At 63.3% G+C, this 25,104-nt stretch carries 21 protein-coding genes and 1 tRNA gene; 20 read left to right on the top strand and 2 right to left on the bottom strand.

Translation table 11 applies throughout. The annotated features are described in order from the left end of the window. Positions 1–58 precede the first annotated feature (58 nt). The 14 genes from nuoF to ACO055_RS03485 all read left to right on the top strand — a co-directional run bounded on the left by nuoF (position 59) and on the right by ACO055_RS03485 (position 15,213). Positions 59–1,351: an NADH-quinone oxidoreductase subunit NuoF gene (gene nuoF / locus ACO055_RS03550; protein ID WP_422061233.1), complete on the top strand. Its 1,293-nt coding sequence runs from the start codon at positions 59–61 to the stop codon at positions 1,349–1,351. After that, positions 1,348–2,049 (top strand): hypothetical protein, encoded by a 702-nt coding sequence (locus tag ACO055_RS03545; RefSeq protein WP_422061232.1) that lies wholly within the window; start codon positions 1,348–1,350, stop codon positions 2,047–2,049. The genes nuoF and ACO055_RS03545 overlap by 4 nt, the downstream gene beginning before the upstream one ends. Next, a complete protein-coding gene (gene nuoG / locus ACO055_RS03540; protein WP_422061231.1) occupies positions 2,049–4,061 on the top strand; it encodes an NADH-quinone oxidoreductase subunit NuoG in 2,013 nt (670 codons plus the stop codon). Before ACO055_RS03545 ends, nuoG begins: the two co-directional genes overlap by 1 nt. Before the next feature lie 300 nt (positions 4,062–4,361). Beyond that, positions 4,362–5,390 carry an NADH-quinone oxidoreductase subunit NuoH gene (gene nuoH / locus ACO055_RS03535; protein ID WP_422062405.1) on the top strand — a complete coding sequence of 343 codons (1,029 nt, stop codon included), beginning with the start codon at positions 4,362–4,364 and terminating at the stop codon, positions 5,388–5,390. Then, positions 5,387–5,875: an NADH-quinone oxidoreductase subunit NuoI gene (nuoI, locus tag ACO055_RS03530; protein ID WP_422061230.1), complete on the top strand. Its 489-nt coding sequence runs from the start codon at positions 5,387–5,389 to the stop codon at positions 5,873–5,875. Before nuoH ends, nuoI begins: the two co-directional genes overlap by 4 nt. Before the next feature lie 12 nt (positions 5,876–5,887). Then, the gene (locus ACO055_RS03525) at positions 5,888–6,499 is read left to right on the top strand and encodes an NADH-quinone oxidoreductase subunit J (RefSeq protein ID WP_422061229.1); all 612 of its coding nucleotides are present in this window, start codon (positions 5,888–5,890) and stop codon (positions 6,497–6,499) included. Next, positions 6,496–6,801 (top strand): NADH-quinone oxidoreductase subunit NuoK, encoded by a 306-nt coding sequence (gene nuoK / locus ACO055_RS03520; RefSeq protein WP_422061227.1) that lies wholly within the window; start codon positions 6,496–6,498, stop codon positions 6,799–6,801. Before ACO055_RS03525 ends, nuoK begins: the two co-directional genes overlap by 4 nt. A 4-nt stretch (positions 6,802–6,805) precedes the next feature. Continuing rightward, positions 6,806–8,842 carry an NADH-quinone oxidoreductase subunit L gene (gene nuoL / locus ACO055_RS03515; protein WP_422061226.1) on the top strand — a complete coding sequence of 679 codons (2,037 nt, stop codon included), beginning with the start codon at positions 6,806–6,808 and terminating at the stop codon, positions 8,840–8,842. Beyond that, positions 8,839–10,380 (top strand): NADH-quinone oxidoreductase subunit M, encoded by a 1,542-nt coding sequence (locus tag ACO055_RS03510; RefSeq protein ID WP_422061225.1) that lies wholly within the window; start codon positions 8,839–8,841, stop codon positions 10,378–10,380. The genes nuoL and ACO055_RS03510 overlap by 4 nt, the downstream gene beginning before the upstream one ends. Beyond that, positions 10,377–11,810: an NADH-quinone oxidoreductase subunit NuoN gene (gene nuoN, locus ACO055_RS03505; RefSeq protein ID WP_422061224.1), complete on the top strand. Its 1,434-nt coding sequence runs from the start codon at positions 10,377–10,379 to the stop codon at positions 11,808–11,810. Before ACO055_RS03510 ends, nuoN begins: the two co-directional genes overlap by 4 nt. Continuing rightward, entirely contained in the window at positions 11,732–12,532 is an 801-nt protein-coding gene (locus ACO055_RS03500; protein ID WP_422061223.1) for a biotin--[acetyl-CoA-carboxylase] ligase, read from the top strand. Before nuoN ends, ACO055_RS03500 begins: the two co-directional genes overlap by 79 nt. A gap of 1 nt (position 12,533) precedes the next feature. Next, the gene (locus ACO055_RS03495) at positions 12,534–13,319 is read left to right on the top strand and encodes a type III pantothenate kinase (protein WP_422061222.1); all 786 of its coding nucleotides are present in this window, start codon (positions 12,534–12,536) and stop codon (positions 13,317–13,319) included. Further along, positions 13,316–14,950, top strand: coding sequence for a ribonuclease J (locus tag ACO055_RS03490; RefSeq protein WP_422061221.1), 1,635 nt, complete (start codon positions 13,316–13,318; stop codon positions 14,948–14,950). The genes ACO055_RS03495 and ACO055_RS03490 overlap by 4 nt, the downstream gene beginning before the upstream one ends. Positions 14,951–14,952: 2 nt before the next feature. Then, entirely contained in the window at positions 14,953–15,213 is a 261-nt protein-coding gene (locus ACO055_RS03485; protein ID WP_422061220.1) for a DUF1467 family protein, read from the top strand. Between the two features lie 529 nt (positions 15,214–15,742). Here ACO055_RS03485 and ACO055_RS03480 read toward each other — a convergent pair. After that, on the bottom strand, positions 15,743–18,106 hold the full coding sequence (locus ACO055_RS03480) for a hypothetical protein (protein ID WP_422061219.1): 2,364 nt from the start codon (positions 18,104–18,106) through the stop codon (positions 15,743–15,745). A 68-nt stretch (positions 18,107–18,174) separates the two neighbouring features. Between ACO055_RS03480 and ACO055_RS03475 the strand changes: the two genes are divergently transcribed. Beyond that, positions 18,175–18,471, top strand: coding sequence for an Hpt domain-containing protein (locus ACO055_RS03475; protein ID WP_422061218.1), 297 nt, complete (start codon positions 18,175–18,177; stop codon positions 18,469–18,471). Between the two features lie 160 nt (positions 18,472–18,631). Then, positions 18,632–19,915: a tetratricopeptide repeat protein gene (locus ACO055_RS03470; protein ID WP_422061217.1), complete on the top strand. Its 1,284-nt coding sequence runs from the start codon at positions 18,632–18,634 to the stop codon at positions 19,913–19,915. Positions 19,916–19,987: 72 nt separating this feature from the next. On the opposite strand, the gene ACO055_RS03465 is transcribed toward ACO055_RS03470, so the two are convergent. Continuing rightward, positions 19,988–20,461 carry an Lrp/AsnC family transcriptional regulator gene (locus tag ACO055_RS03465; protein ID WP_422061216.1) on the bottom strand — a complete coding sequence of 158 codons (474 nt, stop codon included), beginning with the start codon at positions 20,459–20,461 and terminating at the stop codon, positions 19,988–19,990. 181 nt (positions 20,462–20,642) lie between these two features. Between ACO055_RS03465 and ACO055_RS03460 the strand changes: the two genes are divergently transcribed. From ACO055_RS03460 to ACO055_RS03445, 4 genes are all read left to right on the top strand, one after another. Continuing rightward, positions 20,643–22,256 carry a sensor histidine kinase gene (locus tag ACO055_RS03460; protein WP_422061215.1) on the top strand — a complete coding sequence of 538 codons (1,614 nt, stop codon included), beginning with the start codon at positions 20,643–20,645 and terminating at the stop codon, positions 22,254–22,256. Between the two features lie 34 nt (positions 22,257–22,290). Next, positions 22,291–23,313, top strand: a complete 1,023-nt coding sequence (locus ACO055_RS03455) for a polysaccharide deacetylase family protein (protein WP_422061214.1) — start codon at positions 22,291–22,293, stop codon at positions 23,311–23,313. A gap of 73 nt (positions 23,314–23,386) precedes the next feature. Next, positions 23,387–23,462: transfer RNA gene (locus ACO055_RS03450), tRNA-Ile, on the top strand. A 163-nt stretch (positions 23,463–23,625) separates the two neighbouring features. Then, complete coding sequence (locus ACO055_RS03445; RefSeq protein WP_422061213.1) at positions 23,626–25,101, top strand: M20 family peptidase; 1,476 nt, start codon at positions 23,626–23,628, stop codon at positions 25,099–25,101. The last annotated feature ends 3 nt before the right edge of the window (positions 25,102–25,104 follow it).

Here is a 25,104-nt window from a genome sequence, read left to right as displayed (position 1 = left end):
CTGCGCTGAAGTCGTGGACTCCGGATCAAGTCCGGGGTGACGATTTGGGAGAGGTCGCATGAGCCTCGCCGATAAGGATCGTATCTTCACCAATCTCTACGGTTTTCAGCCGTGGAACCTGAAAAGCGCGCAGGGGCGCGGCGATTGGGACAATACCAAAGCGCTGATGGCCGCAGGGCCGGACGCGATCATCGAAGTCGTGAAGGCATCGGGTCTGCGCGGCCGCGGCGGCGCGGGCTTCCCCACGGGGCTCAAATGGTCGTTCATGCCGAAGGAGCCACGCGCTGACCGGCCCAGCTTCCTCGTCATCAACGCCGACGAATCCGAGCCCGGCAGCTGCAAGGATCGCGAGATCATCCGCCACGATCCGCACAAGCTGATCGAAGGCGCGTTGATTGCGGGCTTCGCAATGCGCGCGCGCGCGGCCTACATCTACATCCGCGGCGAGTTCATTCGCGAGGCCGAGACGCTGTTTGCCGCAGTGCAGGAGGCGTATGACGCCGGTCTGCTCGGCAAGAATGCCGCGAAGTCGGGCTATGATTTCGACGTCTTCGTCCACCGCGGCGCCGGCGCGTATATCTGCGGCGAAGAAACCGCGATGATCGAAAGCCTGGAAGGCAAGAAGGGCCAGCCGCGCCTGAAACCGCCGTTCCCGGCGGGTGCGGGCCTATACGGCTGTCCGACAACGGTGAATAATGTCGAGAGCATCGCGGTCGTCCCGACGATCCTGCGCCGCGGCGCGCCGTGGTTCTCCTCCTTCGGGCGCGAGAACAACAAGGGCACCAAGCTCTTCCAGATTTCGGGCCATGTCGAGCGCCCGTGCGTCGTCGAGGAAGAGATGGGCATCACCTTCCGCGAGCTGATCGACAAGCATTGCGGTGGCATCCGCGGTGGCTGGGACAATCTGCTCGCGGTGATCCCCGGCGGCTCGTCGGTGCCGCTCGTCCCCGCAGCCGAAATCATGGACGCACCGATGGACTTCGACGGGCTGAAGGCCGTCGGATCGGGCCTTGGCACCGCGGCCGCGATCGTGATGGACAAGTCGACCGACGTCGTCCAGGCGATCAGCCGCATCAGCTATTTCTATAAGCATGAAAGCTGCGGCCAGTGCACGCCGTGCCGCGAAGGCACCGGCTGGATGTGGCGGGTCATGGAGCGGCTGCGCACCGGCGACGCCGACATCAGCGAGATCGACACGCTGTACGATGTGACCAAACAGGTCGAAGGCCATACTATCTGCGCGCTCGGCGACGCGGCGGCGTGGCCGATCCAGGGCCTGATCAAGCACTTCCGCCCCGAAATCGAGCGCCGCATTCGCGAGAATGGCGGCGCGCTGGAGGCCGCCGAATGACAACGAAGCTTCTGCTCCTGATCGCTGGCGCAACGCTGGCTGCGACCCCGGCCTTCGCCCAGCGCGAAGTCCGTGCGGCGAACGCGAACCCGTTCGACCGCACTCTGGCATCGAATACCGACGAGTCGGCGTCCAGGAATGACGACGATACGGCACCGAAGATCGAACCGATCGCGGCGCAGGCGATGTATAATTTTGCCGGTTGCGTCGTCGAGGCGAGCCGCTCGGGAGCGGTTAAGCTGCTTTCAAAGGATTACCGGTCGAAAGAGTATCAGGACGATATTCGCAAAATCGCCAAGGGTCATGATCGCTGCGCCGCGAACAGCCGGCTCGGCTTTTCGGGCCTCGTCTTCGCGGGCAATCTGGCCGAGCATCTGCTTGCCGACCAGTTCACCGTTGCGGCGCTCTCGGCCGATCTGGGTCGTGACCGTAGTGCGGCACCGATCGCGGCGCGCAGCACGCTCGAATCGATCTCGATGTGCGTCGTAATGACCGCGCCGCAGCAAAGCGCCGCAATGTTCCGCACCGAAGTGATGAGCGACGCCGAACGCGATGCCATGAAGGCGCTCGCGCCGCAGCTATCGTCCTGCATCAAACAGGGCACCGAGTTCCGGACGAACCGCGTCGGGCTTCGCGCGCTGATGGCGCTTGCCGCCTATCGGGTCGCGGTGACGAGCAAGGAAGGGTTCGCGGGCTGATGCCTAAAGTTACCGTAGATGGCGTAGAGATCGACGTTCCGCAGGGCGCGACCGTGCTGCAGGCTTGCGAGCTGGCGGGGAAAGAAATTCCGCGTTTCTGTTACCACGAGCGCCTGAGCATCGCGGGCAATTGCCGCATGTGCCTGGTCGAGGTTGCGCCGGGTCCGCCGAAGCCGCAGGCATCGTGCGCATTGCCGACCGCAGAAGGGCAGATCATCAAGACCGACAGCCCGATGGTAAAAAAGGCGCGCGAAGGGGTGATGGAGTTCCTGCTCATCAACCACCCGCTCGACTGCCCGATCTGCGATCAGGGCGGCGAATGCGACCTGCAGGACCAGTCGGTCGCCTATGGCCGCGGCGCGACGCGCTATGACGAGAACAAGCGCGCGGTGACCGAGAAATATATGGGTCCCATCGTCAAGACGGTGATGACCCGCTGTATTCAGTGCACGCGCTGCGTCCGCTTCGCCGAAGAAGTCGCGGGCGTCGAAGACATCGGCGCGATCGGGCGCGGCGAGAATATGCAGATCACGTCGTATCTGGAACGCGCGGTCGCGAGCGAGCTGTCGGGCAATGTCGTCGACCTCTGCCCCGTCGGTGCGCTGACGAGCAAGCCCTATGCGTTCGAAGCGCGGCCGTGGGAGCTCACCAAGACGCTGGGCATCGACATGATGGACGCGGTCGGCACCAATGTGCGCATCGACGCGCGCGGGCGCCAGGTGCTGCGGGTTTTGCCGCGGATCAACGACGATGTGAACGAGGAATGGGCGAGCGACAAGACGCGCCACCATGTCGACGGCCTGATCCGTCGCCGCCTCGATCGACCTTATGTGCGCAAGGGCGGTCAACTCGTCGAAGCGACGTGGGCCGAAGCGTTCGCTGCGATCAAGGCCGTCAAGGCGGGTCCGTCGGCCGCGGCGATTGCGGGCGACACGGCCGATTGCGAGACGATGTTCGCCGCAAAAGCGCTGGTGAACGCGCTGGGTTCGACGTTGCTCGAAGGGCGCCAGACCGGGCTCGACTATGATGTCAGCAGCCTGTCGGCGGTCAATTTCAACACCGGCATCGCCGAGGCTGAAAACGCCGACGTGATCCTGCTGGTCGGCACGAACCTTCGCTGGGAAGCGCCGCTGATCAACACGCGGCTGCGCAAAGCAGTGTGGAAGAAGGGCGCGAAGGTCTTCGCGATCGGGCCCGAGAAGGACCAGACGTACAAGGTCAACTGGCTCGGCGACGATGCCTCGCTGGTCGCAAAGCTGCCTGCCGCGGCACTCGACGCGCTTAAGGGTGCCGAGCGTCCGCTGATCATCGTCGGCGGTGGCGGCCTTGCCGTTCCCGGCGTGCATGGCGCGGCGCTCGCGCTGGCGAAGTCGGCGAACGCGGTCAAAGATGGCTGGAACGGCTTCAGTGTCGTCCATATGGCGGCGAGCCGCATGGGCGGGTTGATGCTTGGCTATGCGCAGGCGGGCGGTATCAAGGCTGTGGTCGAGGCGAAGCCGAAGCTTGCTTTCTTCCTTGGCGCCGACGAAGTCGATTTTACAGCTTTCGACAACACGCTGAAAGTCTATGTCGGCCACCATGGTGACAAGGGCGCGCACGCCGCCGACGTCATCCTGCCCGCGGCCGCCTGGACCGAGAAGGATTTCACGACAGTCAACACCGAGGGCCGCGTCCAGCGCAGCGAGAAGGCCGTGTTCGCCCCCGGTGACGCACGCGAGGATTGGAGCATTTTCCGCGCCCTGGCCGATACGCTCGGCGTGTCGGTCGGCTTCGACAGCTTCGAGCAGTGCCGCGCCGCGATGGCTGCGGCGGTGCCGGCGCTCGGCGTCGAGGGGCTCGCCGGTTATGGCTGGTCGGTGCCGAAGCTGAGCGCGAAGCCCGAGGCCCGCGCGATCCCGTCGCCGATCAAGGATTTCTATCTCACCAACGCCATCTGCCGCGCGTCGCCGACAATGCAGCGCTGCTCGGAAGAGCAGGTTCACGGCGTAGACTTTGCGGAGGCCGCGGAATGACTTACGCACCTGTCGCCTCTGGCTTCCTCCTTGCCGCCATGAGCTATGCCGTCTGGCGCGCATTTGGCCCCAAGAAGGTCGAGCGCCCAGGCCCGCATAATAATTGGCGCAACCAAGACGGAACGCGGAAATGAGTGCCGTTTTCAATAACATCGTCATGCCGGACTTGATCCGGCATCAATTGCGGCGCCAGCGTGGATGGACCCCGGATCAAGTCCGGGGTGACGAAAGAGGGGTGTCGCTGTGACCGAGTATTTCCAGCGTATGATGCTCTATGTCCCGTTCAAGGGATGGGTCGACATGGGAATGTCGGCCGAAGCTGCATGGGCGCTTGCGACTGTCGCGGGTATCCTTCTGATCGCGCTGCCGCTGATGCTGTCGGTCGCGATGATCATCTATGCCGACCGCAAGATTTGGGCCGCGATCGCGCTGCGCCGCGGTCCGAACGTCGTCGGCCCCTTTGGCCTCCTGCAGAGCTTTGCCGACGGGTTGAAAGTGTTCCTGCAGGAAACGATCATCCCGACGGGCGCCAACCGCGGCCTGTTCCTGATCGCGCCGATCATCACCTTCACGGTCGCGTTGATGGCGTGGGCGGTGATCCCGTTCAATTCGGGCGCCGTGCTGGCCGACATCAACGTCGGGTTGCTCTATATCCTCGCGATCTCGTCGCTCGGCGTATACGGCGTGATCCTGTCGGGCTGGGCCTCGAATTCGAAATATCCCTTCTTTTCGGCGATGCGCGCGTCGGCGCAGATGATCAGCTATGAAGTCTCGATCGGGTTCATCCTGATCGGCGTCGTGCTGTTCGCCGACAGCTTCAACATGAACGACATCGTCAAGGCGCAGGGCGGCGATGGCGCGGCGCTTGGTCTGTTCCAGGGCTTTGGTTTCTACCCCATCCTGTTCCCGCTCGCGGTGATGTTCCTGATCTCGTCGCTGGCCGAGACTGCGCGCGCGCCGTTCGACCTGACCGAAGCGGAATCGGAGCTCGTCGCGGGGTATCAGACCGAATATTCGTCGATGAGCTTTGCGCTCTTCTGGCTCGGCGAATATGCCAATGTGCTGCTGATGTGCACGCTCAACGCGGTGCTGTTCTGGGGCGGCTGGCTGCCGCCGCTCGATATCCCGATCCTCTACGCGGTTCCGGGCGTCATCTGGCTGTTCATCAAGATTCTCGCCTTCTTCTTCATCTTCAGCTGGGTGAAGGCGACCGTTCCGCGCTATCGCTATGACCAGCTGATGCGGCTGGGCTGGAAAATCTTCCTGCCGATTTCGCTCTTCTGGGTCTTCCTGATCTCCGGCTATCTGATGCTGACGAGGTATTCATGAGTACCATTGCCCACCTCATCAAAAGCTTCACCTTGTGGGAGTTCGTGAAGGCGCATGCCCTCACGCTCAAATATTTCTTCAAGCCGAAGGCGACGATCAACTATCCGTTCGAGAAGAATCCGCTCAGCCCGCGTTTCCGCGGCGAGCATGCGCTGCGCCGTTATCCGAACGGCGAGGAACGCTGCATCGCGTGCAAGCTGTGCGAAGCGGTGTGTCCGGCGCAGGCGATCACGATCGAGGCCGGGCCGCGCGACGACGGCTCGCGCCGCACGACGCGCTATGACATCGACATGACCAAGTGCATCTATTGCGGCTTCTGTCAGGAAGCGTGCCCGGTCGATGCCGTGGTCGAGGGGCCGAACTTCGAATTCGCGACCGAAACGCGCGAAGAATTGCTCTATGACAAGGCCAAGCTGCTCGCCAACGGCGACAAATGGGAACGCGCGATCGCGGCGAATCTTGCCGCCGACGCGCCCTATCGATAAGGGCGCGCGCACATGATCCAGCTCTTTGCCTTTTACCTGTTCGCGACCGTCGTCATCGCCTCTGCGGCCATGGTGATTTTCGCGCGCAATCCGGTCCACAGCGTGATGTGGCTGATCCTCGCCTTCTTCAACGCGGCAGGGCTGATGCTGCTTGCGGGCGCCGAATTCATCGCGATGCTGCTCGTCATCGTCTATGTCGGCGCGGTCGCGGTGCTGTTCCTGTTCGTCGTGATGATGCTCAACATCGATTTCGCCGAACTGCGTGCCGGTTTCGTGCGCTATATGCCGCTGGGCGCGCTGGTTGCGGTCATCCTCGCCGCCGAGCTGATCTTCGCGCTGGGCGCATGGAGTGCAGGCGGGGTCGATCTGGCCGCGCGCGCCGCGCCGGTCGTGACCGACAAGAGCAATATCCAGCAGATCGGCGAGCTTCTCTACACGCGCTATATCTTCCTGTTCGAGGCGGCGGGTATCGTCCTGCTCGTTGCGATGATCGGCGCGATCGTGCTGACGCATCGCAAGCGCGGCGGAGTGCGCACGCAGAATGTCTCGCTGCAGAACCAGCGCCGCCCGCAGGATGCGACGCGGCTGGTCGATCCGGGCGTCGGGCAGGGGATGGAACTGTGATTTCGGTCGGCCATTATCTTGCCGTTTCGGCGGTGCTGTTTACGCTCGGCGTGCTGGGCATCTTCATCAACCGCAAGAACATCATCGTCATCCTGATGGCGATCGAACTGATCCTGCTGGCGGTGAACATCAATCTCGTCGCGTTCAGCGCCGCGCTCGGCGATCTGGTCGGGCAGGCCTTCTCGATGTTCGTGCTGACCGTTGCTGCGGGCGAAGCCGCGATCGGGCTCGCCATTCTCGTCATTTATTTCCGCGGCCGCGGCACGATTGCCGTCGACGATGCCAACCGGATGAAGGGGTAAGCCGGTGATCCAGGCGATCGTTTTCCTGCCGCTGCTCGCTGCACTTGTCGCAGGGCTGGGTCAGCGCGTGATCGGCAATGTGCCGTCAAAGCTGATCACGACCGGCGCGCTGTTCACCAGTTGCGCGCTGAGCTGGCCGATCTTCCTGTCGTTCGTGACGGGCAGCGGCGAAGCGAGCGTGACGCCGGTGCTCCACTGGGTTTCGTCGGGCGCGCTCCAGTTCAATTGGGAGCTGCGCGTCGATACGCTGACTGCGGTGATGCTCGTCGTCATCACGACGGTGTCGGCGCTCGTCCACCTGTATAGCTGGGGCTATATGGAGGAAGACCCGGACCAGCCGCGCTTCTTTGCCTACCTCTCGCTCTTCACCTTCGCGATGCTGATGCTCGTGACCGCGAACAACCTGGTTCAGATGTTCTTCGGCTGGGAAGGCGTCGGCCTCGCATCCTATCTGCTGATCGGTTTCTGGTACAAGAAGCCCAGCGCGAATGCCGCCGCGATCAAGGCGTTCGTTGTCAACCGCGTCGGCGATCTGGGCTTCATGCTGGGCATTTTCGGTACGTTCCTGGTGTTCGGCACAGTCTCGATCCCCGAGATTCTGGCCGCCGCGCCGGGCATGGCGGGAAGCACGATCACCTTCATGGGGACGCGCTTCGACACGATGACGATCCTTTGCCTGCTGCTGTTCATCGGCGCGATGGGCAAGTCGGCGCAGCTTGGCCTCCACACCTGGCTTCCCGACGCGATGGAAGGCCCGACCCCGGTGTCGGCGCTGATCCACGCCGCGACGATGGTCACTGCGGGCGTCTTCATGGTGTGCCGCCTGTCGCCGATGTTCGAGACCGCACCCGTCGCACAGGGCGTCGTGATGTTCGTCGGCGCCGCGACCTGCTTCTTCGCCGCCACCGTCGCGACGACGCAGTGGGACATCAAGCGCGTCATCGCCTATTCGACCTGTTCGCAGCTCGGTTATATGTTCTTCGCCGCGGGCGCAGGCGCCTATGGCGCTGCGATGTTCCACTTGTTCACGCACGCCTTTTTCAAGGCGCTGCTGTTCCTCGGCGCGGGCAGCGTGATCCACGCGATGCACCATGAACAGGATATGCGCTATTACGGCAATCTGCGGAAATCGATCCCGATCACCTATTGGGCGATGATGCTCGGCACGCTGGCGATCACCGGCGTCGGCATCGCGGGCGTCGCGGGCTTTGCGGGCTTCTATTCTAAGGACGGCATTCTCGAGGCAGCTTTCGCGAGCGGCGGCGGCGGCGTGGTGGCCTTCTGGGTCGGCATTTTCGTCGCCTTCCTGACCAGCTTCTATTCGTGGCGCCTCGTGTTCCTGACCTTCTATGGCAAGGCGCGCTGGGACCAGAGCGAGCATATCCAGCATGCGGTGCACGACGATCATGGTCACGGCCATGACGATCACGCGCATGCCGATCACCACCACGACGCACACGGCGATGGCACCGCGGGCTATCACCCGCACGAAAGCCCGCTTTCGATGCTTATCCCGCTGGTGGTCCTGTCGATCGGCGCGGTGTTCGCGGGCATCGTCTTCCACCATCAGTTCATCTATCCCGAAGAGGGCATGGCGTTCTGGAAGGGCAGCCTCGCGTTCGACGAGCATCTGATGCACGCCGCGCACCAAGTGCCGTGGTGGGTGAAATGGATGCCGTTTACGGTGATGGCGATCGGGCTTTTCCTGGCCTGGAACAGCTATATCCGCAACACCAGCCTGCCGGCGCGGTTTGTGGCGCAGTTCGGGCTGTTGCACCAGTTTCTCTACAATAAATGGTATTTCGACGAGCTCTACAATATCCTCTTCGTGAAGCCTGCCTTCGCGATCGGGCGCTTCCTCTGGAAGCGCGGGGATGAAGGCACCATCGACCGCTTCGGTCCCGATGGCGCTGCGGCCCTCGTCGCTGGAGGGACCCGTCTCGCGGTCCGGCTGCAATCGGGTTATGTTTATGGATATGCGTTCGTGATGCTGCTGGGTCTTGTGGGCCTTGCCAGCTGGGCCATGGTGAATTTCCTGTGAGTGGGCTTCCTATCCTTTCGCTGATGCTGGCGGTCCCCACGGTCGCCGCCATCGCGTGTATCTTTGCGGGCGACCGCAACGCGCGCTTCATCGCGCTCGCCGCGACCCTGATCGACTTTGCGCTGGGCGTTGTCCTATGGGCTCAGTTCGACATCGGCGGCGCACAATGGCAGTTCACCGAGCGCGCCGATCTGTTCGGCCGCTTTCAGTGGGCGCTCGGTATCGACGGTATGGCGCTGATGCTGATCATGCTCAGCGTGTTCCTGATGCCGCTGTGCATCCTCGCCAGCTGGGAATCGATCACCAAGCGCGTGGGGCTGTACATGGCGATGTTCCTGATCATGGAAACCGTCATGATCGGCGTCTTCATGGCGCAGGACCTGCTGCTGTTTTACATCTTCTTCGAGGCCGGACTGATCCCGATGTATTTCATCATCGGTATCTGGGGCGGCGCGAACCGCATCTATGCGGCGTTCAAATTCTTCCTCTACACGCTGCTTGGGTCGGTGCTGATGCTGATCGCGATGATCGCGATGATCCAGGAAGCGGGCACGACCGATATTCCGACGCTGCTGAGCTATAATTTCCCCGTCGAAATGCAGACGTGGCTGTGGCTTGCCTTCTTCGCCAGCCTCGCGGTCAAGATGCCGATGTGGCCCGTCCACACCTGGCTTCCCGACGCGCATGTGCAGGCGCCGACGGCAGGGTCGATGATCCTGGCCGGCGTGCTGTTGAAGCTTGGTGCCTATGGCTTTATCCGTTTCATGATGCCGATGTTCCCCGAAGCTTCGGCACAGTTCATGTGGGTCGTCTTTGCGCTGTCGATGGTCGCGGTCGTTTATACGAGCCTCGTCGCGCTGGTGCAGAGCGATATGAAGAAGCTCATTGCTTATTCGTCGGTTGCGCACATGGCGATCGTCACCGCGGGCCTCTATGCGCTGAACCAGCAGGGGATCGAGGGCGCGCTGATCATCATGCTCAGCCACGGCGTCGTCTCGGCCGCGCTCTTCTTCTGCGTCGGCGTGATCTATGACCGGCTCCACACGCGCGAGATCGACCGTTACGGTGGGCTCGCGGTCAATATGCCGGCTTATGCGCTGTTCTTCATGCTGTTCACGATGGCGTCGATCGGCCTGCCGGGCACCAGCGGATTCGTCGGCGAATTCCTGAGCCTCGCGGGCATTTATGAAGCGTCGAGCTGGGTCGCCTTCGTCTGCACCACCGGGATCATCCTTGGCGCCGCCTATATGCTCTATCTTTATCGCCGCGTCGTGTTCGGCGAACTGACCAAGGACGATGTGAAGGCGATGGCCGATCTCAACCCGCGCGAATGGGCCATCCTTGCGCCGCTCGCGGCGGTCGCGCTGTGGATGGGTGTCTATCCCGAAAGCTTCCTTGCGCCGATGCGCGGTGACGTAACGACGGTCGTGGCGCGCCTGGCTCCGGCGAAACCCGCAGGCGACGCGCACCTTGCCGCGGGCAAGCCGAAAGCCGCTGCGCCGCACGGCGAAGCGCATCATGCAGGAGGCGTCCAATGAACGCCGATCTCGCTCTCATCTGGCCCGAACTGATTCTGACGGTCGGCGGGCTGGTCACGCTGATGCTCGGCACCTTTTTCAGCGACCGCGAAGTCGGGCTGTATCAGCTCGCGGCGATGCTGACCCTTGCCGCGGCAGCGGCTTCGGTCGTCGCGCTGTTCGGCGTCGATGCGACAGTCTTTTCGGGGACGCTTTCGGTCGACAGCTTCGGCGCCTTCGCCAAGCTGCTGATCTATGCCGCGAGCTTTGTCTGTGTGTTCATCGCGCCGCGCTTCTTCAAGGACGGCATGCGCGCCGAATATCCGACGTTGATCATCTTTGCTGCGCTCGGCATGGGAATCATGGCCTCGTCGCGCGATTTGATGACGCTTTACGTGGGGCTCGAACTCAACAGCCTGGCCGCCTATGTGCTGGCAAGCTTCATGCGCACCGACGAACGGTCGAGCGAAGCCGGCCTGAAATATTTCGTTCTCGGTGCGCTCGCGTCGGGCATTCTGCTTTATGGTATCTCACTGCTCTATGGCTTCACCGGAACGACCGATTTCGCCGGCGTCGCGGCGGCAATGGGCGGCAAGCTCAACATCGGTCTGATCTTCGGCATAGTCTTCGTGATCGCCGGCCTGGCGTTCAAGATCAGCGCCGTGCCGTTCCACATGTGGACTCCTGACGTCTATGAAGGCGCGCCGACCCCGGTGACGACCTTCTTTGCCACCGCGCCCAAAGTCGCGGCGATGGCGTTGATGACGCGCGTTGTGATCGGCGCGATGGGCCCCGCAGTCGGAGCCTGGCAGCAGATCATCATTTTTCTCGCGCTCGCGTCGATCATACTCGGCGCTGCCGGTGCGATCGGACAAAAGAATATCAAGCGCCTGCTGGCCTATTCGTCGATCAACAATGTCGGTTTCATGCTGATCGGGCTTGCTGCCGGAACGCAGCAAGGGGTCGAAGCGGTACTGACCTATCTGCTCGTCTATATGATCACGACGCTCGGCGCGTTCCTCGTCGTGCTCCAGCTTCGCGATGCCGATGGGCAATATATCGAAAGCATCCCGGCGCTGGCGGGGCTGTCGCAGCGCCGCCCGGGCCTCTCGGCCGCGATGTCGGTCTTTTTCTTCAGCCTTGCAGGGATTCCTCCGCTCTTCGGCTTCTGGCCGAAGTATCTGGTGTTCGAGGCCGCCGTGAACGCGCACCTGGTGCCGCTCGCAGTTGCTGGCATCGTCGCTTCGGTGATCGGCGCTTTCTATTATATCGCGATCATCAAGACGATGTACTTCGATGACAAGTCGGACACCGAAATCCCATCGGGCGGCGGTGTCGTCGTCGAGGATGCCGTTATCACGGCGAGCGCGCTGTGGCTTTCGGTGATCGGCTATCTCTTCATCCCCGTCCTGGCGGCGCTGTCCGCGAGCGCAGCGGCGGTGCTCTTCTGATCCCGCCGGTCGAGCGGATCGCAGAGACAGGTTCGACCAACGCCGACCTGGTGGTGCGGCTTGCCAGCGGCGAGCATGTCGGCGAGGGGCATTGGCTCGTCGCCGACCGCCAGACCGCGGGGCGCGGTCGCCTGGGCCGCGACTGGAACGACGGGCAGGGCAATTTCATGGGATCGACGGTGGTTCATCTGACCGCTGGCGATCCGTCGCCTGCCACGCTGGCGCTCGTCGCGGGCGTCGCGTTGGCGAAAGCCGTAGTGGCCTTGGCGCCAGACGTCGGACCAACGCTCAAATGGCCCAACGATCTGCTGATCGATGGCGCAAAATGCGCCGGCATATTGTTGGAGCGCTCGGGCAATTCGGTTGTCATCGGGATCGGTGTGAATCTGGTCACCGCGCCCGAGTTGCCCGATCGGCCGACCGCAGCGCTTGCCGACAAGGGCGCGCGTCTCGACCGCGATCGTTTCGCGGATGCGCTCGCGGTGGCAATGGTCGATGCGATCTGGATTTGGCGCCAGGAGGGCGCGGCGAGCATCGTCCGCGCCTGGTTGCCGCTCGGCCATTCGGTTGGAACGCCGCTCCGTGTGTCCGAACAGCAAGTTGACGGTGTTTTCGACGGCCTCGCGGCCGACGGTGCGCTGCGCTTGCGTCGCGCCGACGGAGCGATCATGCTCGTTCACGCAGGCGACGTCGAATTGAACCGACCGCTGGAGGGGAAGTAGGGTGCTGCTCGCGATCGATGTCGGCAATACCAATGCCAAGTTCGCGCTTTTCCAGGGGCAGGAGCTGCTCGCCCGCTGGCGGATCGCGACCGACGATCGCCGCACCGCCGATGAATATATGGTCTGGCTCGACCAGCTTTTGCGCATCGAGGGCCATGATCGCGCCCATGTTGACGCTGTGATCATCTCGACGGTCGTTCCGCGCGCGCTCCATAATCTTCAGTTGCTCGCGCATAAATATTTCGGCGTCGATGCGCTCGTCGCAGGGCGAGAGCCGGTGAGTTGGGGCATCGCGCTCAAGGTCGACGAGCCGCAATCGGTCGGCGCCGACCGCGCGGTCAACGCGATCTCGGCGCAAGCGGTCGAACCGGGCAAGGACAAGCTCGTCATCAGCTTTGGCACTGCGACAACGCTCGACCATATCGGTCCCGACGGCGCCTATCTGGGCGGGATCATCGCTCCCGGGGTCAATCTCTCGCTCGAAGCGCTGGTCGCCGCCGCCGCAAAGCTGCCGCGCATCGCGATCGAAGCACCGGGCACCGACAGTGTTATTGGAAGAACAACCGAAAGTCAGATGCTTATCGGGGTTTATTGGGGCTATGTCTCCATGATGGAAGGATTGATTGCGCGTATGAAAGCCGAAATCGGCAAGCCGCTCACCGTGATTGCAACCGGAGGGCTCGCCACATTGTTCGACAAGCAGGCGCATCTCTTTGACCGGATCGAACCCGATCTGACGCTGAACGGCCTGATGCACCTGTATCACCAGCGGGGCGCCGGGGCATGACCGTACCTGGCAAGGAGCTGCTTTTCCTCGCGCTTGGCGGGTCGGGCGAGATTGGCATGAACGCCAACCTCTATGGCTGTGACGGCAAGTGGATCATGCTCGATCTCGGCGTGACCTTTGGGACGCACGACTATCCGGGCATCGACATCATCATGCCCGATCTGGAATTCATCGAGGATCGCAAGAAGGACCTGCTCGGCATCGTGCTGACCCACGGGCATGAGGATCATATCGGCGCCTTGCCTTATCTCGCCGCCGATCTGGGCGTTCCGCTCTATGCCAACCGCTTCACCGCGGGGCTGATCGCGGGCAAGCTGATCGAAGAGGGGCTGGAGAAGCAGGTCAAGGTCCATGTGGTCGATATCGACGCGCAGTTCCAGCTCGGCCCGTTCGGAATCCGCTTCCTCCCGCTCGCCCATTCGATCCTCGAGATGAGCGCGGCGGTGATCGACACGCCCTATGGCCGGGTGTTTCATACCGGCGACTGGAAGCTCGACGACGATCCGGTGCTGGGCACCCCGTCGTCGGCGGCGGCGCTCACCAAACTCGGCAATGAAGGGATCGATGTTCTGGTCGGCGATTCGACCAATGCTTTCAATCCCGAGGCTTCGGGCAGTGAGGGCGGGCTGTTCGACGGACTGCGGACCGCGGTCGGCGAGGCCAGGGGCAGGGTGATCGTCACCACCTTTGCCTCCAACGCCGCCCGCCTCAAGACGCTGGGCGAAGTTGCAAAGGCCAGCGGGCGCACGCTCTGTGTCGCGGGGCGGTCGCTCGACCGCATCCTCGGCGTTGCGCGCTCGGTCGGCTATCTGCACGATTTCCCGCCGACGGTCGATTTCGACGAAGCGATGCGTTTGCCGCGCGACAAGGTCATGGTCATCGCGACCGGCGGGCAGGGCGAACCGCGCGCCGCCCTGGCGCGGATGGCGTTCGACGGCCACCAGATCAAGCTGGAAGCGGGAGACACGGTCGTCTTTTCCTCCAAACAGATCCCCGGCAACGAGGTCGCGATCGGGCGGATCATGAACCAGCTCGCCGCCAAGGACGTGCTCACGGTGACCGAAAAGCAGGCGCATATCCACGTCAGCGGTCACCCGGGCCAGCCCGAACTCGCCGCGCTTTATGGTTGGCTGCGGCCGAAACTCGTCGTTCCTGTGCATGGCGAAATCCGCCACATGCACGAACAGGCGCGCTTCGCGCTCGAAAAGGGCGTTCCGGATGCGCTGATCCAGGAAAACGGTGACCTCGTTCGCCTTGCACCCGGCCCGGCGAAGATCATCGAGCGCGTGCATGCAGGCCGCCTGATCCTCGATGGCGACGTCATCCTTCCCGCGGACGGCGAGACGATCAATGAACGACGCAAATTGGCGCTGCACGGACAGATTTCGGTCGCGGTGGTTTTTGCGCGCGGAAAATTCGCCAACAGCGAGATCCAGTATCGCGGCGTGCCGGTCGAGGACGATCGCGAAACTTTCCTCGAGGAAATGAACGACGCCGCCAAGCAGGCCGCGACGGGCAAGGCGCGCGACCGCAATGCGCTGAAGGAAGCGATCCGCCTCGGCGTCCGGCGCGTTGCGACCGACTGGACCGGCAAAAAGCCCGTCACTGACGTGCTGATCGTGGATATCTGACGATGAAATGGACGTCGATGCTGGCGATCTATACGCTGTTCTGGTCGTTCAGCGCCTTCTTCATTCTGCCCTTCCACGGTCGCCGTGCCGACGACGATGCCATGCCGCTGGTGAGAGGGCAGGACCCCGGTGCGCCGGCGACTTTTCGTCCGAGGCGTATCTTGCTGCAGATGACGATCATCGCGACGATCGGCTTCGTGCTCTATTATATCGCCTATGTGAACGGTTGGGCCGATCCCGACGTGCTGAGCGGGCGGGCCTAGTAGCGCACAGGCCGATTGTTGGTCGATGCCTGCTGTGGCGTGGGGAGCGGACATTCGTCCGACCCGGCGTGTTCCCCGGCAAAAGCCGGGGTTCCGGGGCGTTTCAAAGCCGATGTTCCGTGCGCACGCTCTGGATCCTGGCCATCGCCGGGGCTCACATGCAAATCGTGCGCAATGGTCCGTTTTCAGGGTTCAACACCGACCATCAGCGGGACGACGACGCTGATCGAGGGCGATCGTCTCCGCGTTCGGCACCCCGGACCTGATCCGGGCTCCACAGCTGCCGTGAACTCATGGATCCCGGATCAGGTCCGGGATTACCAGCGATTGAGCGTCCGGTTGGGTTGACGAGCGGTCATCGCTCATGTCGTCATTCCCGCGAAAGCGGGAACCCAGCGAGCGAGCGTGGGAACCGGGTTCCCGCTTTCGCAGGAATGACGAAGACGAGACGGGACGGGACGGGACGGGACAAGACCGCGACTGTTTTCGGCCGAACGCCGCCGCGCCAATCCGCTATTCCGAATGCGGCCTAGTTCCGCAGACGGTCGATCGCCTGCGCCAGCGCCACGTAAAGCTTGCCGATATCCGACGACAGCAGAGTCACGCTGATCGCCGATCCGTCGCGCGCGCTGATCAGCAGGCGCAGCATTGCCTCGAAATCGTGGATGAACTGGTTCACCGACGCATGGAAGCCTCCGTCGCTCTGGTACAGGCGCAGGATTTCGCGGGCTTCGCCATTTTCGATCAACTTGACCGCGCGCCGCGCAAACACACCGCGGTCGCCCTTGAGATATGCGTCCCAGGCGGTGTCGCTGACTTCGCTCGACAAGATCTTGGTGACATCGATCGCCGTCGATTTGAGCGCTTCGGTGAGCACACCGACCTGCTTCGCGAGCGAATCGCGATCCGACGCCGCAATCGCCTGTTCGGTTTCGAGCGCGCGCTGTTCGACGCTGGCGCTGGTGTCCATGATCGTGATCAACTGGCGCATCAACCGGTCGGCGGCGCCGTTGGCGGCTTCGACCGCACGCTGTGACGCGTCTTCGATCGCTGACAGCTGTGCCATGATCTCGGTCTTGAAGGCCGCGTCGATTGCTTCGGTCGCGGTTGCCTGCATTGCTTCGCGCGCGCCCGAGACAAGCTTGTCGAGTGTCTGGCGCGCTTCCTCGGCAGCCGAATCGGCAGTCGTGCGGACCTCGCCCAGGGTGGCGATCATCCGTGCGCCGCCCTGCTCGGCAAATTCGTCGGCACCACTACGCAGATTGGCAAGCGCGGTGTTGGCTTCGGCAAGCGAGGCATTGATGCGTTCGACGAGCGCCTGCTGGCTGCCTGCATGCTCGGTCATCTGGTCTTCGTTCGCCTGGAGCGTCGATTTGACCGCGTTGACATGCGACAGCGTCGACTGGGCGACCAGTTCGGACGATTCGAGCATCGGCTTGAGCTGCGCAAGCGTGGTGTGGGTCGTCTTGCCGTGCGATACCATCCGGTCGAGCGCATGCGGCAATGTTTCGTCGAGTTCGCGCGTCACGGCATCCAGCGCGAGAAGCAGCGATTCGGCCTGCGAGATGAGCTGCTGTGCCGACCCGTTTCCGCTCTGTACCTCGGTCACGAAAGCTGTCAGCTGACCCTTGGTATCGTCAATCGCGCGGCCGATGACGCCGGTGCTCGTCGATACGCTGGCGTCCAGGTGTTCGAGCTGCTGCCCGACTTCGGCTACATGCGCCGTGATGCGCGAGGCGAGTGCTTCGCTGGCTCCGCCGTGCGCGGCGAGTTGCGCACCCATAGCGTCACCGGCGACGCGTGCGGCCGCGAGCCGGACGTCGAGCTGCGTGGCGGCGCTGTCGACGCCGTCTCGAAACTGTTTCCAGCTGCCGTCCATCTGCCCCGTCACCGCCGCGATCGTCGATTTGAGATCGTCGCGCGCCGTTGCGGAGGCTTGAGCCATCTGGGCGAGCGCAACGCCATGCGCGTCGGTCACCTGCGACGCTGTCGTGAGCAATCCGTCTTCGGTTTCCTTCGCTTGCTGCGCCAGCGCGCCGATCGCCTCGTGCAGGCTGGCGGCAGAGGCTTCGCTCGTTTGTGCAGCCTTAGCCGCTTCCTCGCCCAGCTCGGCAAGCTTCGCTTCCAGATTTGCGCCCTGCTGGTGCGCGACAAGGCCGGCCTCGCGGAAATTGACTGCAAGCCGCTGCGCGACATCGTCGATCCGCGGCAGCCCCGCCAGCAAGCCGTCCATTCGCTGCAATGCGACATCACCCGAGCGGGCGAGCTGATCGTGCGCATTGGCGATGACCGAGGCGTTGGTTGCGAGCTTGTCGCTGCTCTCGCTCAGCCGCAGGACCGTGTCGAGCCCCAATTGCTGGATCGTCTTCGCTTGCTCGGAAAGCTGCTTTTGTGCGTCGGCGAGATGAAGCCCCAGCGAGTGCATCGACTGATTGAGCGCCATATTTTCGTTGCGCAGCGCGGTCGCGACGCGCGCGAACCGTGCCTGTTCCGACCGTCCCGAGCGGAGCAGCGCGATCCAGAGGACCGCGAGCAGCGTGAGCGGCATCGTGATGATCGCGAGGGTAGCCGGCCATTCGCCGAGCGCGGGGCCGCGCGCGAACCCTTCGGTCGCTATGCCGAACGAAAAGGCCATCCAGCTTATGGCGAGCAGGACCAGCAAGGACGGAACAAGCCGGTCGCGCCAAACCGCCTTTGGCTGGGCGTCGGCTGTCCATCCATCATCGAGGTCTGCGAGCGGCGTCATGTCGAGCCAATCGCGCTCCGCTGGCACCTCGGCCTCTGGCCGCGACGCGGCCTCGCTCACAGCGGCTTCCGCCCGAGCTTCGCCTTCGGCTTCCTGGTTTGCCGCGGAATCCCGCCACAATCCGACGATTTTCTTTTCCCCCGTCATCGCGCCATCTTAGCATCAAATGGCCGCCATGAAACGGAAACTTAACGACGATCTGCGAAGGCTGTGGAATGTCCTTCGATAGCGGCCCCCTCGACCGGTACATCAGCGCTGCGGTGGGAGACGATCCCGCCATGGCGATGGAATTGCGAGCAAGCTTTATGGCGAGCGCGCGAGAGCTGTCCGACCTGATGCGCCGCTCGCGCTGCGACGCCAATTGGCACGTCGCTGCCGAACGGTTGAAGAGCCTTGCCGCAACCTTTGGTATCGTTCCGCTGATCCAGCTTGCCGAAGTGGCGATGGATGGCGCGCCTGGCGATCCTGCGGTCTTGCGTCAAATCAACGCCGCCGTCGACGGCTTCGCCTGAACCCTATTCAGTTCAATCTTCGTTCAGCCAGCTTCTCCGATAGAAATATCGATCCCGGCCGTCTTGCCTTGGCAACGCTAGGGGTTTAGCCGCGTTATGACCGCGGCTGAGCCCCCCGCTTGCGTCATGGCAAGGCGGCCGTTTCTGAGGAGAGATTTCGATGTTCACCCGTTTCCGCCAGATGCCCGCGACGGCGATGGCTGCTGTTCTTGGCTGCGCGCTGATCGCGAGCGCTGCTCCGGCTGCCGCAAAGGACAAGCCGAAGAAGGAAGAGACCAAGAAGGCCGCCGAAGTGCCGGTCAGCAAGGGTTTTACGCCCGCGGTCAAGAAGATGATCGACGCCACGGCGGCCAAGGACGCGGCTGCTCTGCAAGCGGCTCTTGCCGAAAGCCAGGCCGGGGCGACCGAAGCCGGCGATCGGTACTGGCATGGATATTACACCCTCCAGCTCGGCCTCCTGAACAAGGACACGGCAGCGCAGGATAAAGGCCTCGACGCCATGCTCGATTCGGGCGTTTCACCGGCGGAAAGCCTTGGCGCCTATAATTTCTATTCGGGCAATTTTTCCTATGTCGCCAAAAACTATCCCAAGGCTATCCAGCGGCTCGAAGCCGCGCAGGCCGCAGGGTCCAAAGAGGCCAGCCTGTCGCTGTTGCTGATGGACAGCTATCTCAACAGCAATCAGGTCGACAAAGGCGTCGCTTTGGCGAAATCCGCGATCGAGGCGAGCCGCGCAGCCGGACAGCGCCCGTCCGAAGAACTGTATGTACGCCCCGCAAAGGCGCTGCAGGCGGCGAAGCGCACCGACGATCTTCTCGATATCCTGACGCTGCGCGTTCGCGATTGGCCGCAACCCGCAGTGTGGCGCAACACGCTGTATATCCTGTTGCAACAGTCGGGCGACAACAAGGACATGACGCTGGACGTGCTGCGCCTGATGCGCGCCACCAACGCCATGACCGAACGCGGCGAATATCTGGAATATGCGGCGCTCGCGACCGAAGCCGGATATCCGGGCGAGGTCGTCTCGATCATCGAGCAAGGGGTAAGCAAGAGCGTCTTCCAGAAGAATGACGCAAAGTTCGGCCCGATCCTCGAAACGCAGGGCGAGCGGTTCAAGGCTGACCGTCCGGGCCTGCTCGCCGACGCGAACAAGCCCCCGGCCAACCCGAAGGCCGCGCGCGCAACGGCCGACGCGCTCGTCGGAATCGGCGAATATGCGAAGGCGATCCCGCTGTACGAAGGTGTCGCCGCATCGGATCCGGTGGCGCTATATCGTCTGGGCGTGGCTCAGGCGCTCGCCGGACAGAAGGATGCCGCGTCGGCTACGTTCGCCAAGATAACGGGTGACCGGACGCGACTCGCAAAGCTTTGGACGGTCCATATCCAGTCGCCGCCGCCTGCACCGGCAGCGCCCGCTGCGGCCCCCGCAACCGGCAGCTAGCTTTCTCGCTGACAAAGAAAGGGCGCCATCCGTTGGGGATGGCGCCCGTTCTTCAAGTGATTTGCGAAGATATCACGGCTCGACGGGAATTCCGGCGAGCTGCTTTGCGGTGCGAATCGTCAACGACGTCTTCACGCTCGTGACATTTGGCGCCGAGGTCAGGTGCGCGGTCAGGAAAGACTGAAAGCTTTGCAGGTCGCGCGCAACGACCTTCAGCAGGAAGTCGATTTCGCCGTTCAGCATGTAGCATTCGCGAACTTCGGGCAGCTTGCCGACATAATCTTCGAACGATTTCAGATCGGATTCGGCCTGGCTGCGAAGGCTGACCATGGCGAAGACGGTGATGCCATAGCCGAGTTTCGCAGCATCGAGATCGGCATGATAGGACCGGATAACCCCGGCTTCCTCAAGCGCGCGGACCCGGCGCAGGCAGGGCGGCGCCGTGAGTCCTACCATTTGCGCCAGTTCGACGTTGGTCATTCGTCCATTTTTCTGCAGCTCGCTAAGGATCTGCAGGTCGATCTGATCGAATTTCTGGCTGGCCATCATTGAAACATCCGCTTTCCAAAACTGTCATGACCATAATAATATTTCAGGCGAATGCAATTGTCCCACAATGTGACGTGGTCTGCGAAGCCACTTTCATGACCGGACGATTCACGCTAGCCGATAAGCATATGCTAACCAACAAAGTGAGTGGGGCGGGGCGCGCGTGACGGCTGACTCGATGATCGCGACTATCTTGCGCCAGGCGCCGAAGGATCGCCGTGCCAGCATCGCGGCTTGGCGCCAGATATCCGATATTCTGGCACAGCGCGGCAATCAACTGGATGATGACGATATTCGTCGTTCGTTGCATGCTCTTGCTGTGCTGCGCCCCGAAGTTCCTGAACATGTGCGCCGCGATTGCGCTCAGGCGATTGCGCGCCACGGCCGCTTCGCACCGCTGGTGGCGTTCTATGCGAACGATGTCCCCGCGGTGTCGACGGCGATGTTGCTCCGCGCGCGGCTGTCGGAGGCCGATTGGCTGGCTCTGTTGCCCGCGACCGCTGCGACAGCACGGTCGATTCTGGCTGGCCGAGACGATTTGCCGGTCAAGGTCCGCCGCGCGCTCGAGAGTCTCGGCGCCGGCTCGGTCGCGCTGCCGCAGCCCGAAAAGCCGGCTGTGGCCAAGATTGCTGCGGTGGCCGATACATCCGCTGCCGAAACGATGCCGAGCCAGATCAGCGAACTGGTCCGCCGCATCGATAAATATCAGTCATCGCGCAGCCAGCCGACAGCCCGTCCGGCGCGGACGAGTTTCCTGTTCGAAACCGGCGCCGACGGCGTGATCTGTTGGGTCGATGGCATCACGCGCGGCGCCGCGATCGGCCTGTCGATTGCCGAAGCGGCGTTCGGCGGCGAGCCCGGCACCGATGGCGCCTCTGCGGGGGCATTCCGCCAGCGCGCCGAAATCATCAACGCGCGGATGATCATCGAAGGAATGCCGGGCGAATCGGGCGAATGGCGCTTCTCCGCCTTGCCCTGGTTTGATCCCGCTACGGGGCAGTTCCGCGGCTATCGCGGCAGCGCGCGACGGCCGCAGCCCAGCGAAATGCCTTATGGCCGCCCGGCCGCTGCGGATTCGGGCGATTCGATCCGTCAGTTGATCCACGAACTGCGCAGTCCGTTGAACGCTATTTCCGGTTTCGGACAGATTATTTCGGGTCAGATGTTCGGCCCGGTCAGCGGAACGTACCGCGCGATGGCCAAAACGATCGTCGCCGATGCGGGTTCGATCCAGGATATCATCGACGATCTGGAGACGGCCGCGCGTGCGGTCAATGTACCGCCGATGCCGTTGCCGAGCGAAGTCGTCGATATCGGCGTCGTTATGACGCAAGTGCAGAGCGACCTTGCCGATGTGATGGTCGAGCAGCGGATCGACCTCAGCATCTCGCGCGTCGGTGGGCCGTTCCTCGCACAAGCCAATGATGCCAATTCGCGGCGGATGATCGGTCGCTTGCTTACCGCGCTTGTCGACGTTTCGGAGCCCGGCGCAACGCTGGTCGGCCAATTGGTCGTGGAAGCGGGACACGACGACATGTTGCAGCTTCGCGTCGTGAGGCCGGTCGCGATCCGCTTTGCGACCGCTGCCGACCTGCTCGACCCCGGCTTCAGCCCCGAAGGCGAGGCGCCGGGCGCCGCCATCCTGAGCCTTGGCTTTTCACTCCGCCTTGTCGACAGCCTCGCGCGCGGCGTCGGCGGACGCCTCGACATCGGGCATAACGCCTTGACCTTGCACCTGCCCTCGGCCAACCCAAGAGCGGATACGGAGCTCGGCATCCAGCAGAGCGAGTAGCCGCGCCGGGCAGGCGGAGGCAAAGGGGATCAAGGTGCGGCCTGCGGGCGATTTCCAGGCATATCCGGCGGAATCCGAGCTGGTCGCGCTCGACGCGGAAGAACGCCCGCGCTTTTGGGTCACGATCGACACCGAAGAGGATTTCGACTGGGCGGCGCCGTTCGCCCGCACGGGTTTCCGGCTCGATTCGGTTCCGGCGCTTGCCGAATGTCAGGGCTATTTTGAGCGCGCCGGGGTCGTGCCCATCTATCTGGTCGATTGGCCGATCGTGCAGGATGATCGCGCCGTCGACATCCTGGGCAAGGCGCAGAGAGGCGGTCGATGCGACGTCGGGGCGCAGCTCCATCCGTGGGTCACGCCCCCGCACGACGAGGACGTCAACGAGTTCAACAGCTATACGGGCAATCTTCCGGCCCCGCTTCAACGCGCCAAGATGGAAGCGTTGCGCGATGCAATCGCGCGCCGGTTCGGCGTTGCCCCGACCGTCTATCGCGCCGGACGTTATGGGCTGGGACCTGAGACCGCGACCATGCTTGCCGAACTTGGGTTTCGTTGCGACACGTCGGTTCGCGCCGGGTTCGACTATCGCAAGGGTCAGGGACCCGACTATCGCGGTGCGCCGCTGCACCCCTGGTGGGTGTCGACGACGGCGGGGGCCGTGCTCGAAGTCCCCGTCACAACCGTCTTTGGCGGTTTTCTGGGCGCTGCGGGGCAAAGCGTCTATCACCGGATTGCGCGCAACGGCATGCATGCCGGCGCGGCGCTGGCGCGGCTCGGCCTTGTCGAGCGCATAGCGCTGACGCCCGAGGGCATCCCCGCCGAGCGCGCCTGTCGCGCGATCGATGTGGCGCTGGGCCAGCAGGTGCCGATCCTCAACTTCTCGTTTCATTCGCCATCGTTAAAGGTGGGAAACACGCCCTATGTGCGGACCGACAGTGATCTCGACCGATTCTATCGCTGGTGGGATGCCGTGCTGAGCCATCTGGCAAACCGCGGCGTCGACGCGATCGATACCGCTGGAATCTTGGCGATGGCAGCGCGAAAGGCGCAGGCCTGAGCCCCTAAGCGGCTTGCCAATCGTCGGCTCGCTCCGCTATCGCCCGCACATCCCCCGCCGGGTGTCGAAAGGGGGGCCTGTAGCTCAACGGTTAGAGCTGGCCGCTCATAACGGCTAGGTTGCGGGTTCGAGTCCTGCCGGGCCCACCATTTCCTTTGGCGTCGGTGCTTTCCGGGACTGCGCCCGGCAAGCGTATCGGCGCGGAGCGGCCTCACCGGCGTTTCAAGTTTGCGCGATTCCGGTTTGGGCAGGATTGGGTTGCATATCGCGACCAATCGCGGTCTTGTGGCGCACGGGAAATGGGAGAGGAATATGCGCAAACGCCGGACGATCTTCCTGGTCGGGATCGCTGCGCTCGCCGTCGTTGCGGGCACTGTGGCGGTTCGCACCGCGAACTTCGCACCAAAGGACGTCGCTGACGGCAGCGACGTGACGCTGGCGCCCGCGCCCGCTTATGATCTGGATGCCGCCGTCCGCCATCTCAGCGAAGCAGCGCAGCTGCGTACTGTATCGAACCAGGACCCCGCCGCCAACGACGTCGCGGAGTGGGACAAGCTCCACGCCTGGCTCGCGACGAGCTATCCGGCGGCGCACGCCGCGATGGCGCGCACGATCCTGCCCAACCGCACGCTCGTCTATCACTGGCCGGGCAGCGACGCGTCGCTCGCGCCGATCATCGTCATGGCGCATCAGGACGTCGTGCCGGTCACGCCGGGCACCGAAGCCGACTGGAAATACCCGCCCTTTGCGGGGACGATCGCCGAGAAGGCGGTGTGGGGCCGCGGCACCGTGGACGACAAGGGATCGCTCGTCGGCCTGTTCGAGGCGCTCGATGCCCTCGCCAAAGCCGGGTTCAAGCCCAAGCGGGGGATCTATCTGATCTCGGGACATGACGAAGAGGCCGGTGGTTCGGGCGCAGTTGCGGCGGCGGCGAAGCTGAAGGCCGAGGGCGTGAAGGCGATCTATACGCTCGACGAAGGCAGCATCGTCCTGACCGACACGCCCGTGATCGATGGCCCCGCGATCATGATCGGCATTGCTGAAAAAGGCTATGGCACGCTGAAGGTCACGGCAAACGCGCCTGGCGGCCACAGCTCGATGCCGCCGGCCGAAACCGGCGTCGAAACGCTCGCCAAGGCGGTGCTTGCCATCACGGGTAAGCCGTTCCCGCTCGACGTGCGCGGACCCGGCGCGTCGATGATCGAATCGCTCGCGGCCAAGAAGGGCGGCACGACCAAGATGGCGGTCGCGAACCAATGGCTCTTCGGATCGCTGCTCAAGCGCCAGCTCGGCGCTGCGCCGACCACCGCTGCCGCCTTCCACACCACGATCGCGCCGACGATGCTGGAAGGCAGCCCCAAGGAGAATGTGCTGCCGCAGTCGGCGAACGCACTGATCAATTATCGCATCGCGCCATGGAACAGTTCGGCCGACGTCATGGCGCGTGCCAGGGACGCGGTGGGTGATACCAAGGTCGAACTCGCGTGGGTCAAGCCGCCGCGTGAGCCGTCGCGTGTCTCGTCGACCAGCTCACCGGGCTGGAAATGGATCGCGGCGGCGGCGCGCGCTGATGCGCCGACGGCTGTGCTGACCCCGACGCTTGTCGTTGCGGGCACCGATAGCCGCAGCATGGAGCCGGTGTCGCAAGAAGTGTATCGCTTCATGCCGATGCATTTCAGCCTCAAGGAATCGGCGATGATCCACGGCACCAACGAGCATATGGCCATCGACAGCTTCAAACGCATGATTGATTTCTATGCGCGGCTGATTGCGACCTCTACGGGATAGACT

Origin of the sequence: Sphingopyxis sp., assembly GCF_965227415.1 — a bacterium.
Taxonomy (GTDB): Bacteria; Pseudomonadota; Alphaproteobacteria; order Sphingomonadales; family Sphingomonadaceae; genus Sphingopyxis.
Note: the sequence above shows the minus strand (reverse complement) of the source record. Positions and strands in the feature narration are given on the sequence as shown.